This window comes from Sulfurisphaera ohwakuensis (assembly GCF_009729055.1).
GTDB classification, from domain to species: Archaea; Thermoproteota; Thermoprotei_A; order Sulfolobales; family Sulfolobaceae; genus Sulfurisphaera; species Sulfurisphaera ohwakuensis.
This window is the reverse complement of record NZ_CP045484.1, coordinates 1,839,357-1,854,718: the sequence shown is the minus strand read 5'-3', so window position 1 is coordinate 1,854,718 and position 15,362 is coordinate 1,839,357. Positions and strand designations below refer to the sequence as shown.

General features: G+C 33.5%; 18 protein-coding genes and 1 pseudogene. 11 read left to right on the top strand and 8 right to left on the bottom strand.

What is annotated here, in order from left to right:
• Positions 1-5: 5 nt before the first annotated feature.
• Positions 6-857: a KaiC domain-containing protein gene (locus D1869_RS10280; protein WP_156015025.1), complete on the bottom strand. Its 852-nt coding sequence runs from the start codon at positions 855-857 to the stop codon at positions 6-8.
• Between the two features lie 69 nt (positions 858-926).
• Positions 927-1,484, bottom strand: coding sequence for a hypothetical protein (locus D1869_RS10275; protein WP_156015024.1), 558 nt, complete (start codon positions 1,482-1,484; stop codon positions 927-929).
• An 86-nt stretch (positions 1,485-1,570) separates the two neighbouring features.
• Here D1869_RS10275 and D1869_RS10270 point away from each other — a divergent pair, with 86 nt between their 5' ends.
• The 10 genes and pseudogenes from D1869_RS10270 to cobM form a co-directional block, all read left to right on the top strand.
• Positions 1,571-2,776 (top strand): MFS transporter, encoded by a 1,206-nt coding sequence (locus D1869_RS10270; protein WP_156015023.1) that lies wholly within the window; start codon positions 1,571-1,573, stop codon positions 2,774-2,776.
• A 43-nt stretch (positions 2,777-2,819) separates the two neighbouring features.
• Positions 2,820-3,635, top strand: a complete 816-nt coding sequence (locus D1869_RS10265) for an isoaspartyl peptidase/L-asparaginase (protein ID WP_156015022.1) — start codon at positions 2,820-2,822, stop codon at positions 3,633-3,635.
• Positions 3,636-4,598, top strand: a complete 963-nt coding sequence (cbiG, locus tag D1869_RS10260) for a cobalt-precorrin 5A hydrolase (RefSeq protein ID WP_156015021.1) — start codon at positions 3,636-3,638, stop codon at positions 4,596-4,598.
• On the top strand, positions 4,595-5,263 hold the full coding sequence (locus D1869_RS10255) for a cobalt-precorrin-7 (C(5))-methyltransferase (protein WP_156015020.1): 669 nt from the start codon (positions 4,595-4,597) through the stop codon (positions 5,261-5,263). Before cbiG ends, D1869_RS10255 begins: the two co-directional genes overlap by 4 nt.
• A gap of 35 nt (positions 5,264-5,298) precedes the next feature.
• Positions 5,299-6,300: a precorrin-8X methylmutase gene (locus D1869_RS10250; RefSeq protein ID WP_184651006.1), complete on the top strand. Its 1,002-nt coding sequence runs from the start codon at positions 5,299-5,301 to the stop codon at positions 6,298-6,300.
• Complete coding sequence (locus D1869_RS10245; RefSeq protein WP_156015019.1) at positions 6,290-7,051, top strand: precorrin-3B C(17)-methyltransferase; 762 nt, start codon at positions 6,290-6,292, stop codon at positions 7,049-7,051. Before D1869_RS10250 ends, D1869_RS10245 begins: the two co-directional genes overlap by 11 nt.
• A complete protein-coding gene (cbiD, locus tag D1869_RS10240; protein WP_231113598.1) occupies positions 7,029-8,087 on the top strand; it encodes a cobalt-precorrin-5B (C(1))-methyltransferase CbiD in 1,059 nt (352 codons plus the stop codon). Before D1869_RS10245 ends, cbiD begins: the two co-directional genes overlap by 23 nt.
• Positions 8,084-8,662, top strand: coding sequence for a precorrin-6Y C5,15-methyltransferase (decarboxylating) subunit CbiT (gene cbiT, locus D1869_RS10235; RefSeq protein ID WP_156015017.1), 579 nt, complete (start codon positions 8,084-8,086; stop codon positions 8,660-8,662). Before cbiD ends, cbiT begins: the two co-directional genes overlap by 4 nt.
• The gene (locus D1869_RS10230; protein WP_156015016.1) at positions 8,659-9,327 is read left to right on the top strand and encodes a cobalt-factor II C(20)-methyltransferase; all 669 of its coding nucleotides are present in this window, start codon (positions 8,659-8,661) and stop codon (positions 9,325-9,327) included. Before cbiT ends, D1869_RS10230 begins: the two co-directional genes overlap by 4 nt.
• A pseudogene (gene cobM, locus D1869_RS10225) lies at positions 9,317-10,105 on the top strand (precorrin-4 C(11)-methyltransferase); the annotation flags it as partial. The gene D1869_RS10230 and the pseudogene cobM, both read left to right, overlap by 11 nt.
• A gap of 343 nt (positions 10,106-10,448) precedes the next feature.
• Here the strand turns inward: cobM and D1869_RS10220 are convergent.
• Positions 10,449-10,628: a hypothetical protein gene (locus tag D1869_RS10220; RefSeq protein WP_156015014.1), complete on the bottom strand. Its 180-nt coding sequence runs from the start codon at positions 10,626-10,628 to the stop codon at positions 10,449-10,451.
• 84 nt (positions 10,629-10,712) lie between these two features.
• On the opposite strand from D1869_RS10220, the gene D1869_RS10215 reads away from it, so the two are divergent.
• Positions 10,713-11,081 (top strand): DUF302 domain-containing protein, encoded by a 369-nt coding sequence (locus D1869_RS10215; RefSeq protein ID WP_156015013.1) that lies wholly within the window; start codon positions 10,713-10,715, stop codon positions 11,079-11,081.
• A gap of 222 nt (positions 11,082-11,303) precedes the next feature.
• Here the strand turns inward: D1869_RS10215 and D1869_RS10210 are convergent, their stop codons facing one another.
• The 5 genes from D1869_RS10210 to D1869_RS10190 form a co-directional block, all read right to left on the bottom strand.
• A complete protein-coding gene (locus tag D1869_RS10210; protein WP_156015012.1) occupies positions 11,304-12,644 on the bottom strand; it encodes an ATP-binding protein in 1,341 nt (446 codons plus the stop codon).
• Positions 12,645-12,748: 104 nt separating this feature from the next.
• Positions 12,749-13,543 (bottom strand): undecaprenyl-diphosphate phosphatase, encoded by a 795-nt coding sequence (locus D1869_RS10205; RefSeq protein WP_156015011.1) that lies wholly within the window; start codon positions 13,541-13,543, stop codon positions 12,749-12,751.
• Positions 13,544-13,547: 4 nt separating this feature from the next.
• On the bottom strand, positions 13,548-13,763 hold the full coding sequence (locus D1869_RS10200; protein ID WP_156015010.1) for a hypothetical protein: 216 nt from the start codon (positions 13,761-13,763) through the stop codon (positions 13,548-13,550).
• Between the two features lie 64 nt (positions 13,764-13,827).
• A complete protein-coding gene (locus D1869_RS10195; RefSeq protein WP_156015009.1) occupies positions 13,828-14,337 on the bottom strand; it encodes a hypothetical protein in 510 nt (169 codons plus the stop codon).
• 33 nt (positions 14,338-14,370) lie between these two features.
• Positions 14,371-15,297 (bottom strand): lactate/malate dehydrogenase family protein, encoded by a 927-nt coding sequence (locus D1869_RS10190; RefSeq protein WP_156015950.1) that lies wholly within the window; start codon positions 15,295-15,297, stop codon positions 14,371-14,373.
• Between the last annotated feature and the right edge of the window lie 65 nt (positions 15,298-15,362).

The window sequence follows — 15,362 nt, the reverse complement described above, 5'->3', positions numbered from 1 at the left end:
AAAGATTACTCTTCTTCTATTTCAGCTTCTTGTACAGCTTCTTTCTCTTCTTCAGACTCTTCGACCGCCTTTCTCATTTCTTCAATCTCCTTTTGAGGTAAAGGCTGTATCTCAGCCTTAACGTTAGTTATCCTTAAGTACTTATCCCACTGTATTACGATTCCTTCATCTGTGATGTCCATTGGATGTCTAACCATTGATATTTTACTATCTCTCATTTTCCAAACTATAACTGACCTATATAATTGTCCCTCATACTCATCTAGATCAAGTCTAACTATACCATCAACAGCATGCTCAACACCAGGTCCCCCGAATCCCCTTTCTCCGGCTGACACTTGGCTAATAAACATTGCAGTGCAGCCTAATCCAGCAATAACTCTCTTTAGTTGCATTACAATAGATCTTGCCATTGCTGGCTTACTTAAATAGAGTGTACTTACCGAATCAATAACAACCCTCTTTGCGTTTAAATTCCTTATAGCGTCTCTTAATACACCACTTAATTCTCCAACATTATCTACGTCTTTAACAACATATTTTTCCTTTTGTGCTGTTGAACCAATACCTGCTGTAAATGCGTCAACTATTGTAAACTTTCCTTCTTTCTCGTATTTTGTAATATCCCAGCCAAAATGCTTAAAACTTCTAATTACGGAAACTGGATGTTCTTCTAATGCTACAAATATCCCAGGTTCATCTTTCTTTACTAACCCGTTGTAAAGAAACTGTTTACCTAAGATTGATTTTCCAGTACCTGGACCTCCAGAAATTAAAACTATATTTCTCTCTGGTATTCCGCCATAAAGGATTTCATCAAATCCTGGTATATATGTTCTAACTCTAGGGACCTTCATTAGTTAAAGATTAAATGAGAAACTAATAAAATTAAACTAGCTAAATCTGATTTTTATATGTTCTCGAAATCAGAATATATACCTTACTTTCTGCTCACTTTTCAGACCTTCTTTAAATGCGACATAAGATATAACAAATCCTATTCCAACTGCGATAGCTATTACTGCTATAACGTCTATTATAGAGAAATCTGATGAATCTATGGCTCTTCTTACCGATTTCCAGGCTGAGAGAAACCCAGTTATATATTCATAAGCGTCAAAAATTGTCGCAAATGCATTATACACAGTAATTAATCCAGCCTTCCAATCCTTCCCCTTTACTGTAGCTATGAAAGAAAAAGTTGTTGCAATTACACCCCACATTACTATTGCTAAGCCAAAAAACAAGAAGCTAAAGCTTAAAAGGAAAACCACATCTGAAAACGAAAGATAACCTAAGTAGGCGAATATTACAGTAACTATTATAACAAATACGTATGATATTGGTAAGAATCCTCCTAAAGTATAAACGACTCCTCCTAATCCTTTCCTATAGGCGTATATTTTTCCAGCATTATAGCTATTCCAAATAGAAATTATGATATCTATTACAAGAAATATGATGGTAAGAATTAATCCAAACATGAGATCTTTTAATTAACATTACTTAATAAAACTACTCGTTATACCTTAAAACATAGTTTTTAAAATATAAACTTGATTTTCAATTTATGAACTGGAAAATAAACTTTCTTGGAGCTTATTTATCATGGGTAATGGATTCTTATGATTTAGGAGCTGTAGTAATAACATCTACAATTTTAGGAAAACTTTTTTACCCAACACTAGGTTTATTGGGAGCAGTTCTTCCAATAGTGTTTACTGTTGTATTTAGACCAATAGGTTCATTAATTTTTGGACTCTTTGCAGATTGGAGAGGAAGGAAATCAATTTTAACTATTACAGTTTTAGGCTATTCCTTAGCAATAGGTTTAACTGCGTTTCTTCCTACATATTATCAAGTTGGAGTATTGGCTACAGTACTTCTCAGCATTTTAAGAGTTTTTCAGGGAATTTTTATAGGTGGAGATGTTTCATCAAGTTTTACACTTGCAATGGAAAGTATATTTACTCGTAGAGGGTTATTTTCAGGCATAACGCAGTCTGGTACATTAGTGGGCTTTGTAATAGTAGACTTGCTTTTCACTTATTTTGCTAAGACTCCAACATTTCTAATAACTGAGGGTTGGAGAATAATATTTCTTGTAGGTATTCTTCCGGCAATTTTAGCTATAATAATAAGGTATAAAGTTACAGAATCAGAAATTTACCTAAAATCTGAGAAAAAGCCTGTATCACAAGGATTGAGACCTATATTTCAAACAATTTTAGTAATGATAGGATTTTGGCTAATGATTTATTCTGGTCCTCAATTTGTACCAGTATTTTTAGGTAACGTGTTAAAGTTACCTTCGTCAGTCTATGGTTTCCTGGCGCTGATAATGAACTTAGTGGGAATTCCCGCAATGATTCTTTCTGGTTTCTTATCAGATTACATTGGGAGAAAAAGCATGGCTATCATAGGTTCTATTCTCTCAATATTTGCCGGAGTACTTCTTTACCTTTACTCAGCAACATCTAATCTAACTTTTCTTATAACGGCTTTTGGATTCTTAATTAATCTACCTTCAGCAATCACTCCAGCTTATTTGGCTGAAAGGTTTAAAACATACAGTAGGGCTACTGGTGTAGGATTTTCCTATAACGGTGCATTCTTTGTAGCGGGTTTTGCTCAAATTTATATCTCTTTATTAGGTAAAATAATGCCAGTCAACTATTCAGCCTTAACAGTATTAACAATTGGTGCTTTACTTGCTATAATTGGTTTGGTTATAGGACCAGAAACTTTAAAGGTAAATGAATTGAAAATAAGTTAACTTTTTTCAAAACCTTTTCTTATTTCAACTCTTTTTTTCTATTATGAAATACACAAAACCAGTTTTAGTTGTTCACGGAGGAGCGGGAGATTGGAGTAAGAGAGATCATGAAAAAGGACTTACGGAGATAAAAAAAGCATTAGAACGAGGTTATGAAGAGTTTAAAAAAGGTAGTGCTATTGAAGCTGTTGTTGAGGCTATTGCGTATATGGAAGACTCTGGAGTATTTGATGCTGGAATAGGGAGCGTTAAGAATGCTGAAGGAGAAATAGAAATGGATGCTGGAATTATGCATGGTAATAGCTGGAAAGTAGGTGCTGTGGCTTCAGTCAAGGCTAAAAATCCTATAAAAGAAGCACTAAAAGTTATGCTTGACGGTAGACATGTCCTTTTAGTTGGCGAAAGGGGTGAAAAGTCTATAACTAAATTCATTGGAAATAATGGTGGAGATACTGTTGGTGCTGTTGCTTTAGATGAACAAGGTAATTTAGTAGCTGGGACAAGTACTGGAGGAATTTCTGGTAAATTACCCGGTAGGGTTGGTGATTCCCCGATACCTGGTGCTGGATACTATGCAACTCCTAGAGTTGCAGTTTCTTCTACTGGTATTGGTGAAATTATTCTTAGGATCTTACCGGCTAAAGAAGTAGATATGTTAGTTTCCATGGGTTTCTCAATAGAGGATTCTGTTAGGGCTATTGTGAATAAGATTACTGAATTATTTGGCAAGGGTAATGTAGGCTTAATTGGGATAGATTATAAAGGATATGCTACTGCTTATTATAACACTGTTGGAATGGCAAGGGGAGTAAAGGATAAGAATATAGTTAGAGTCTTTGTTTTTGAGGGAGAAATCTAATTGTGGAGAGGCATCGCTATCATTTATGCTTCAAAGAAAGATATTGCAGACAAGCTTAAGGAAGTATTAAAAAAAGACTATCCAGTGTATGTCTTTAAATATTCTGAGGCTAACTTTGAGTATATATGGAAATGCTACGATGCTATAGTTTTTACAATGGCTTTAAGTGGTGCTGTTAGAACTATTTGTAATTATGCTAAAAGTAAAGATGTAGATCCGGCAGTTATTGTAATAGATGATTCTGGAAAATATGTTATTCCAATACTAGGAGCTCATTGGGGTGCAAATGATTTAGCCTTATTAATAAGTAAATTGTTGGATGTGGAAGCAGTAATAACTACAGCTAGTGAAAATTTTGGAGTAACCAGTGTAGAAGATTTTTCGCGTAAATTATTCTGTAAAATACTCAATGTGAAAGAAATAGTTAAAGTAACTTCAGCCTTATTAAAAGGGGAAAAGGTTTGCGTACAAGGCTTAGAAAAATTGCCAGAAGGAGTTAATGGGTACGTAATAGGTGAGGAGTGTAATTATAAGGTAGTTCTGGTTGAGAAAGAACCCGAAAGATATGAGGAAAATACTGTATATTTAAAACCTTATAAACTTGCTATAGGAATTGGTAGTAAAATTGAAACTGATCCAGCCGTAATAAAGAAAGGTATTCTTGAAACTTTGAGCAAACTTAATTTACCCTTAAATAGGGTTAAGATTATCTCATCTGTTAGAGAAAAAGTAAAAATCGTTGCTGACGAACTTGGAATTGCATTTAGATTGGTTACTAGGGAGGAAATAGAGGCATTTAGTGATGAGTGTCTATCACCACAATCTGAAAAGCTGAAAGAAATTGGTCTGAAAGGTGTTGCAGAAGTTTCAGCATTAATAGCCGGTGGTAAAGGGGCTAAATTACTTTTAAGAAAAATTACTTATAATAATGAAGTAACTATAGCTATAGCGGGATTTGAATGACTCTTTATGTAATTGGCGTTGGACCTGGTGACCCAGATTTAATTACTGTTAAGGGATTAGAAATTTTGAAGAATAGTGAAGTTGTTACTGGCTGGGGAAGTGTAATAGAGCGTTTTTCTTCTTACATTCAAAGTAAGCGAATAATCAGACTAAATTATAAAGAAGAGGAGAAACAACTTAACGAGATTATGAAATTAGCTAAGGATGAGAATGTAGCTTTTCTTAATCATGGTGATCCTGCTGTTTCTGATTTTCAGTTGTTAAATAAGTTGAAGAAATTGTGTGTAGAGAACAGAGTGGAGTTAGTTATTATACCAGGGGTCTCTTCAATAATTAGGGCATTACATATTATAGGGAAAGACCTCTCAGAAATAGTCTTTCTCACTTTTCATGTTAGGGGGGAAATTAATTACGATGAAATTAAGAAGTTTCTGAATACTGGTAGAGGGATTTTAATTAATCCAGAACCTTATCCAGATGGTGTTAAAAGGATTGCGCTAAAGTTAAGGGAATATGGCTGTAATTCTATTACTTTGACTATAATGGAAAAGTTAACATATCAAGATGAAAAAGTATATAACTTTAATGTTGATGAGATTATAACTCGTGATCTGAAATTTAGTGATCTTACTATAGTTTATATTCCTCCTTGTTCCTTTTCTTAGAAATATTTTTATATTTGGATAAGCTATCCAATATCGTGAATAATTCAGCTATTATAATAATCACTCATGGTTCTAGAAGAAATACTTTTGTGGAGGACATGATAAATCTAGCAACGTACATAGAAGAAAAGTTAGAAGTACCGGTTTTTCTATCACATAACGAATATACTGAACCTAATTGGAGGAATATTGTTTCAGAATTACTTTCAAAGGGAATTAATCACATAGTCTTTGCTTTAGCTTTTTTGGGAAGGGGAAATCATGTAGCGAAAGACATTATGGGAAGTTTTGGTGTTAATGAGTTTTATAAATGGGTTAAGAGTACTTATGAGGGTAAAGAAATTAACGTCTATTTTACAAAGCCTTTAGCAGACTCAAACCTTGTTAAATTAGCACTTTTTTACAGAGTTTTTACAGCGTTTCCTCAACAAGAAAATGAGTACATAGAAGACCCAGAAGAAATAGAGGAAAGGACAATGAAATTTATTAGGGAAAAAGTGAGAGAACGATTCCCATACATGGGTGGTAGAGAAATAGAGATAATAGCCAGAGCAGTATATGCGTCTGGTAATATAGATATAGCAGATAAAATCTATATTTCGCAAGATGCAATTGATATTGGAATAGAAAGTTTGAAAACAGGTATTTCAATTTTGACTGATGTAAAGATGGTTTCTGCAGGAATAAGATGGAATAAAGTTGAAAATTACCTAGATAAAGCCTCAGAATTAGCTAAGGAAATGAGAATTACTAGAACCGCGGCCGGTATAAGACTTGGTTTATCTTCTCCAAAGATTGTAGTTATTGGAAACGCTCCAACAGCTGTTGCCGAAGTTTTAAAAATAAGGAAAGAAGGTATAGAGATACCTTTGGTTATTGCCACTCCACCAGGATTTACAAATGCTGTTGAGGTTAAGGAGGATTTAATAAAATCTGGTATACCATGTATAGTGTTAAGAGGAACTTACGGTGGTAGTAGTATAGCAGTCTCAATCATAAATGAATTAATTAGAATGGTGAGGAGTCATGGCGGGTAAAATTTATATAATCGGTATTGGTCCTGGAGATGAAAAAAACCGGACTTTAAGAATGCTAGAGGCTATAAAAGAAAGTGACGTTATAATTGCATACACGACTTACGCTGATTTAATTAAGGATTTAACCGATGGGAAAGAGGTTATCACAGCAAGGATGAAAGAGGAATTATATAGGGCTAAAATGGCAATAAAGAAAGCTTTAGAGGGTCATACTGTTGCTTTAGTTTCTAGTGGTGATCCTCAGGTTTACGGAATGGCACCACCAACACTTGAGATGATGTGTGCCAATAATGTTAATGTCGACTTTGAAATTATACCAGGTGTTACTGCAGCTTTAGCTGCAGCAGCAAGATTAGGTTCACCATTATCAATGGATTTTGCAGTGATTAGCTTAAGCGACCTTTTAGTACCTGCAGAAGAAATTCTTCATAGAGTTAGGAAAGCTGCTGAAGGTGACTTTGTAATTGCTCTTTACAATCCTATAAATAAGCCTTTACTTTTAAAGGCAATGGAGATAATAGCTGAATACAGAAAAGGTGAAACACCGGTTGGTATAGTAAAAGGTGCTTATAGAGAAAATGAGGAAGTTATCGTAACTACTTTCTTAGAGTGGAAAAAATATCTTGATAAAATAAATATGGTTACTATGATGATTATTGGTAATTCTCGTTCATATATATGTAATGGTAAAATAATAACTCCAAGAGGTTATACGTCGAGGTATGATTATGTCAATGCTTTCAACTCTTAAAAGATTTGGAATAACAACCGGGGCTACTGCTGCGGCATCAGCAAAGGCCTCTGTTATCTATTTATTTCGTAATGAAACTCCTAAAAGTGTTACGATTCCAACTCCAATTGGCCTAAGACTAGAAATTCCTGTCGATAACTATGAAAGAAGAGGAGAAGAATACTGTGCTACAGTTACAAAATTTTCTGGGGACAACCCAGATGTATTAAATGGATTAAAGATTGTTAGTTGTAGTACAAAGTGTGATTCTGGAATTTTCGTAGAAGGAGGAAATGGAATAGGTGTAGTTACTAAACCAGGACTTAAAGTAGAAGTGGGTGAAAAAGCGATAAATCCAGTAGCAAGACAAATGATAATAGATGCTATAAAGGAAGTAACCACTGATGGTGTAAAGGTTAGGATCGAAGTTCCAGATGGTGAAAAAATAGCCGAACTTACAATGAATAAAGACGTTGGAGTTATTAACGGTATTTCAATTTTAGGAACTACTGGTATTGAGTATCCTATCAGTGATGATGAATATCTTGAGCACATAAAAAGTGAGATATGTGTTGTTAAAGCTTTAGGGAAGAAGAAGTTAATCTTAGCACCAGGTAATACTAGCTTTGAGTTTGCCAGGAAACGTTATGGCGATAATGTAGTAAAGATAGGCGATAGAGTAGGTGATTCAATAAGGCTAGCAATTGAGCAAGGTTTTACCCATATAGTTTTAGTTAGTTTACCGGGGAAAATAACTAAAGTTGCATCTGGTTTAATGAATACTCATAGTAAATATGGTGATGCAAGAATAGAAACTTTAACCCATGCAGCAGTTCTAGCGAAATTAGACATTGAAAAGATAAAGAAGATAGCTAACTCTGCTACTATAACAGAAGCAATTACATACCTTTTACCAGAGGAAAGAAAGACACTCTTCAATGTAATAGCTAAAAGAGTTCTTCAGAGGTTAAGGAAGATTGTGAAAAATGATGTGAAAATAGGTGTAGTTATTATTTCTGAAGAAGGAGAAGTTTTAGCTGAGGAGGGTGAGTTATGAGACTACCCGGAATACCGGATGAGGAATTTATAAGGGTTGAAAAGATACCGATGACAAAGGAGGAAATAAGAGTTTTAGCTCTTTCAAAGGCAAGGCTATTTGATGGTGCTAAATTTATTGACATAGGTAGTGGGACTGGAAGTGTTACTGTTGAGGCTGGCTTAGTAGTTGGGGAAAAAGGTAAAGTTTGGGCTATTGAAAAAGATAAAGATGCTGTGGAACTTACCAGAAAGAATGTGGAAAAATTCAAACTTAATAATGTAGTAATCATTGAGGGAGAAGCTCCTGAAGCTTTGGATCACGTAGATAGTGAAGTTGATGCAATATTTGTTGGGGGTACTGAGAGACTTGAAGAAATCCTTCTCTCTAGTGATAAAAAGCTGAAGAACGGTGGAAGAATTGTTATTGATGCTATCCTTTTAGAGACCGTTAATAAGGCTTTATCAACTCTTAATCAAATGGGATATAAGACTGAGGTTATAGAAGTCATTATAGCTAAAGGTATGAAGACAAGTAAGGGTTATGCTATGATTTCTCGTAATCCGATCTTTATCGTTTACAGTGAGAAACCATGACTGAACTTTATGTTATTGGTTTAGGTCCCGGAGATCCTGAGCTAATAACAGTTAAGGGAATGAAGATTTTATCAATTGCTGATGTTATTTTTGTTCCATATTCTACTGGAACCAATAGGAGTTTATCTTACAATATTATTCAAGCTTATGGGAAAAAAGACGCTAAAATAGTAACGCTAGGATTTCCAATGGCTAAAGAGGTAGACGAAAAAGAGCTTGAAAGAATTGGAAGAACAATTTGTGAAGATAAAGGTAATGTTTCTGCCTTTATTACTTTAGGTGATCCTACACTATATTCCACATTTTTCAGAGTAAAAAAATTCCTTTCTTGTTTTGATAAAATAGAGTTAATTCCCGGTGTTAGTTCCGTTACTTCATGTGCTTCTAAACTCAAACTCTCTTTAGCTTTAGGTGATGATGCTATATTAATAGTACCTTCAAGTAGAATTTCTCTTATACAAGAAGTAAAAAATAAGGTGGAAAGTATTGTAGTGATTAAAGGAAATGAGAACCTTGATAAAATAGCAGAGATTTTGAAGGAAGGGTATGAGCTTTTTTATGCCAGAAGGTGTTATTTAGAAGGGGAGAAAATTGTTCCCTGGGATGGTACTTTTGATAGAGATTATTTTTCAATGTTAATAGGGGTGAAAAAGGTTGAAAGGTAAAGTAGTCTTTATTGGTGCTGGTCCTGGAGATCCAGAATTAATAACTGTCAAGGCAAAAAATTACATTGAGGACGCAGATGTAATTTTGTATGCAGGATCTTTGATAAACCCAGAAATATTAAAGTGGGCTAGGAAAGATGCTGAAATTGTGAATACTGCTGAGCTAACACTAGAGGAAATAACTGATCTTATGATAAAAAAAGCGAAGGAAGGAAAATTAGTTGCTAGGCTGAAGTCCGGTGATTTTTCTATATATGGTGCTTTGATGGAAGAACTGTGGGCATTACAAGACGCTGGGATAGATTATGAACTAGTCCCCGGAATTACTGCCGCAATTGCTGCCGCTTCAGTTTTAGGTATTGAATTAACATTACCTAAGGTATCTCAAACCGTAATAATAACTAGGGCTTCAGCCTCAGTTCCAATGGAAGGTTCTATAAAGGACTTTGCCCCCCTACTAAATAAGGGGGCTTCACTTGTCATTTATACTGGGGTTCATGTAATCGATAAGGTTGTTGAAGAAATAAGGGAAGCTGGAATATCTGATGATATTCCAGTTGCTGTGGTATATAAGGCTACATGGTGGGGTGAACAAAAGATAATTTTAGGTGAATTAAGGGATATTGCTGAAAAAGTAAAGAAGGAGAAAATAACCAGGGATGCAGTAATTATCGTTGGTAAGATTGTTAGACCAGAAAAATATAAGGGTTTAGTTAGATCAAGTACCTACGATCCTAAACATTACACCAGCTTTAGAACCGCTGAGGTGACTGATAAGTTAAAGTACTTTGAACTTAGGTACACAACTGATAAGATTTTTGGTGAAGAATACTTAAAAGCACTAATCGAGGCCTATGCCACTTCTTCCAAAGAGGAGAAAGAAGTTATAGTGGAGAAAATTAAGAAAGTACTTAATGAAGCAAAAATAAATCCTAAGTTGAAGGAAGAAGCTGAGAAAATTATAAAATTACACTTAGATTTTTGAAATCATTTTATGAATAGGTGAAGTTATAATATAACTTTCTAGCTGGAATAATATTCCAAAACTAGGTAATGGAATAATTTCTTTGTTAATAGTTTTTATTAAAACATTTTCATTAATTTAAATAAAAGAGTTATATTTAATTTTGCCTTGATTGAACGGAGGTGTCTCTTGTGAAATACAATCCTATTACTATCATAAATAATAGTCCTCCTATTCCTAGAACTATAGACTCTACGCCTCTCGTTTTAAATCCCAAATATATCATTCCTACTCCTAAGATTTCTAGTATAGCGAAGACGATGTTTTTAACTTTCATAGAGAGTAAAGAGAATTTATGGTATTTATTTTTCTTCCATAATCCGGGGAAAAATTTATTTCTATTTTTACCTTAGCTTTCCCTATGCATATCGTTAAATGTAAATTTAGCTTTAATGAATGTGAAGAAAAGATAAAAAATGAAATAAAAAGATTAAATGCAATACTATTTGCTGAAATCGATCATAAAAAGAACGCTGAAGAGGTAGGACTAGAATTAAATAAATGTAAAGTTCTCTATTTTGGAAACCCTAGGGTAGGCACTATTTTAATGCAAAAGAAGATTGAAATCTCTTATGATCTTCCTTTGAGAGTATCTATATGGGAAAAGGACAAGGAAACTTATATTGCTTATAAATTACCGAGTGAGATAGCTAAAGAATATAGTATAGAGAGCGAAGTTCTGAAGAAAATGGATGAGTTTATCCAAACAATTATTAGCTCAGTTACATAAGTTACAGTTAGATTACGCCATAGAGAGACTCATGTAAACAATATTTACGAGCCCAACTGAACTAATGGTATAAAATGAGGATACTAGTGCGGAATAACGAGTTTATTCATCTAAGGGAAAAATATTTATAATTTGGTAAAAATTCTAATTTTTTATCGTAGATGTTTTACGTAGTTAAATTCACTTTTACACTTAAAGTCCTTAAAGAATCACGTTAAAAAGTTACAATTTAACTACATGTTTGCAAGAAAATCTCACAAAATAATGTAATCCTTTCAAAATTAATGCTCTTCCAGAATTGCATATAGGACAAATCATTTCTTCAAAATCATTCCTTAATGATTCAATAGTATAGTCTTTGAGCTCGCCTTTTTCGTTTATGAAATCGATATAATTTAGATTATTTAAAATAATTTCTGCTTCATGAGCACTTATGTTAAGTTGCTTAGAAAGTTCTAAAGGTGTAAGGATTCCTTTTTTCGCTAACATATTTACCGCAGTATCGTAATATTCTCTTTTTTTTATCCTTTTTAGTTTTCCTAACTCTTCTCTTACTAGAGATCCCATTTCCTCATAACTTTTATTAATCGCTTCTAAGAGCTTTCCTGTTTCAACGTAATATTTACCGAAGTAAGCTAACCATCCGGGTATCCTAAAGGTCAAATTGAGGGCTGATGAAAGTATATAATCGTTATAATTTACATTAGCCGAAGTAAAACCATCCATAAGCATCTTTTCTGCATCATCGAAAGAAATCTCTCCTATATTATACTCTTCGATATGTCTACCGTGAAGCTCTTCAGTATACTCTTTACTCAGTAACAATTCTGCAGGTCTGATTACTGATCCTGTCATAACCACTTTTATCCTATCATAATATTCGTCAGAAATCTTCTTTAAAAATTGCAAGAAAATTGACTTATTATCTTTCCAGTTCTCATAAATATACTGTAACTCATCAAACATAATAATTATCTTAGAACCCTCAGCAGACTCGTATAAAATATCGGTAACTAGTGATAAATCAATTGAGTAAGGAAATGCAAAGTTCTTTCCTTTACTAACAGAAGCTCCAATATTTCCTAGTGAGATTCCGCCACCTAGAGTTCTTCCTACTGTAAGTTGTTCCTCAATCTTTTCACTAAATACTTTAGCATAAGTTGGTATTTTTTTAACGTTTAACCTTTTTAAAGTATAATTAGTTAATCCTCTTCTCAATAGCAAATTAGACAAAGAAAGGGGATTAGTCACGGCATCTAACTTTACCATTATAGGGATCCAGTTATCTTTAACATTGAATTTCTGCTTGTATTCACCATTGCTTAAAATCTTTAATAGCGTAAGTAATAGACTAGATTTACCACTCCTTCTAGGTCCTTTTATGAAGAACAATGTAAGATCTTGCTTAGAAACTAAATCAACTAGCTTTCTCAGAGCGTCTTCCCTACCATATAATAATTCTGGGATAAATCTCTCTTTATCGCTGAATATCTCAGTGTAAGAAAACATATTATCTAACAAATTCTCCCTTACTAAATTATTAAGGATTTTTATGACGGTCAATAAATTCTTAGAAAACCTCAGCTCCCAAGGCTTATTAAATATATTTTCATCGATTGAATTAAAAGTTGAAATAATATTCTATTCAATCTTTTTTAGTAAGAAAATCATAGGAGTAGAGTTAAAACGCTTACCGCTATTGCTATTCCCCCTAAGGTAAAATCTATTATATAAATATTTCTTCTCTTAGCAAATCTTAATAGTAGATCTATTGTTAGCATTCCTATGATAAATGCTGATATAACTGAAATTAATACTCCTCCTATGCCAATTAAAGATATAACGTAAGATATGTTAGTTTTAGAGAATAATATTGTTGTTCCTACTGCACCTACTGCTGCTGGGATATAAGCCAGATATGAGTATCTGAAAGCATCGTCAGGTTTGATTCCTAGAAATAACATTGTTGATACTGTCATTCCAGACCTGCTTACACCTGGTAATGCCGCTAATCCCTGTGCTATTCCGATAAGTATTATATTTTTTAAACTTAAGTCTTTAAAATTTCTAATTTTAATCCTTGAATATCTTATATATAAACCGTCTACGATTAGTGCTATTCCTAGAATTATCATTGGAATCGAAGGATCATATGCGTTCTTCAATAGTTTATCGGAGATTATATATAGGGGTACTCCAACTAGCCCTGTTATTATAGTTATTATCGCAAGATAAAGCAGTAGTTTTCTATCTCTAAATACACTCATTATATCTTTTCTAAAATAGATGGTGGCAGAGCCTATAGATCCCATTTCCATAAACAATCCGAAAGAGTAAGCTATTGCTATTGGTAAATTTAATAGGTAATGTGATGATATCAATACTTGTGTTTTACTACTTATAGGTAACCATTCTGAAATTCCTTGTACAATTCCGATTATTATTGTATCTAGAAGATTCATTTTATCACCCTGAAATTAGCACTAACTCTAAAACTGTTCCGTATATGATCATATTATCTAGCGGTAAACTGAGGAGTAACAATATTGCTGTCATATATGGTTTTACTTTGATTCTATGTAGATATAGGATAAGTGGTATTAATGGTAGATACACGAAATTTGGGCTTATTAAAAGAGATAAAAGAGTCATTAAGGCTGAAGTCACTAAAATAAATTTCATATAGTTATAGTATCCAATAAGATTTTAAGACTTACCTAATTAGACAACATAGAACTATATATGACTATATATTATATGGTATAATTTCGTCTTCCTTTACTAGAAAATATTTTATGTTCTTAAACAGTTTACTAAAATAGATTAGATTTTCTTCTTTATCATCGTAAACCTCAATTTCACCCTTAAATAAAGATATGATTTTTGCTTTCCATTCTTCATCTTTTAACCTCATCTCTTCATCGTTTCTACAAATAATTCCACTAACTATTACCCCGTGAGATAATAGAGAGAAATCGGCATAAGGTCTAACAGAGCAATGTCTAGCTGTTAATACAAAAACCAGATCACCTTCTTTAATCCTATCTTTTATATAATTAATCATCTTAAGATTAGGTTTTGCCAAGTGACTATACTTTGTATATGCTAGAGAATAAACAGCACTTTTTCCCTCTCTTTTTATTTTTCTAATCTCTTCACTATCAGCTTCAATTCCCCATAACTCCTTTGCTGATGCTTTTACACATTCATTGGTGTTGAAAAGCGTATTATCGTAATCAACAAGTAGTATTTTCACAAGAAAAATTAGGTGATGAGCTTATAATAGATTTTACTGTGCTTGGATAGAAGTTTCTAGGTGTTTCAAATTCTCCTTATATACATTATAGAAGTCTTTCATTGAAGCCATTAAATTCCATCTGTCCTTTTCATCTAATAAGTTTTCTAATGAAGGACCAATTGAACTTCCAACTACTGTTGGCACACTAACGTGAATTATTTCGTCTTCAAATTGTCTTGGAGTAGCTATTGACATAACTTTATTCTCATTGAGTGCTACTGCTCTTATTAATTCAGCTATAATAGTCCCAGGACCCCATGTAGTACCTCCCATAACTCTAATTATCTCTCCTGGGATCTTCTTTACATAATCTTCAACCTCTGCCTTTGTAACTCCTAAATCCTCTGAGAATGGTTTTCCATTAACTGTTACAGTACTCCATAATACTACAGCATCTTCACCATGCTCTCCACCTACAAACCCATTAACTCTATAAACTGGTATCTTTAGTTTTTTAGCTATATATGCTCTTAACCTCATTGTCTCTACTTGGTCTCCAGTACTAATTACGAATTCCTTAGAATATCTTGCGAATACAGAAGCCATCATGTCTACCGGGTTAGAAACCATAATATAAACGGCTCCATGATTCTTCTTAGGTAATTTGTTAGCTAGATCCATCATTATTTTAGCATTATCTACAAACAGATCTCTTCTACTCATACCAGGTTTTCTTGGTTTACCAGCAGTAATAACTACAATATCAGCACCAGCAACATCGTCTAAGTTGTTTGTAGATAAAAGTTCAACTTTAAGTCTTTTAGATGCAAGAGCATGTCTAAGTTCATGTTCAAATTTTTCCGGTAATTCTGGGATAATATCATAGATCATGACCTCATCAGCGTAACCATCCATTATAGTATTAAAGGCGATTGTCTGACCTATCTTTCCAACTCCTATAAAAGCTATCTTTGTCATGTTTATCATGTTTAAAATTCTCTATTAGATTATTTAAATTTATCTCAAAAAGTTTATATTGGTAG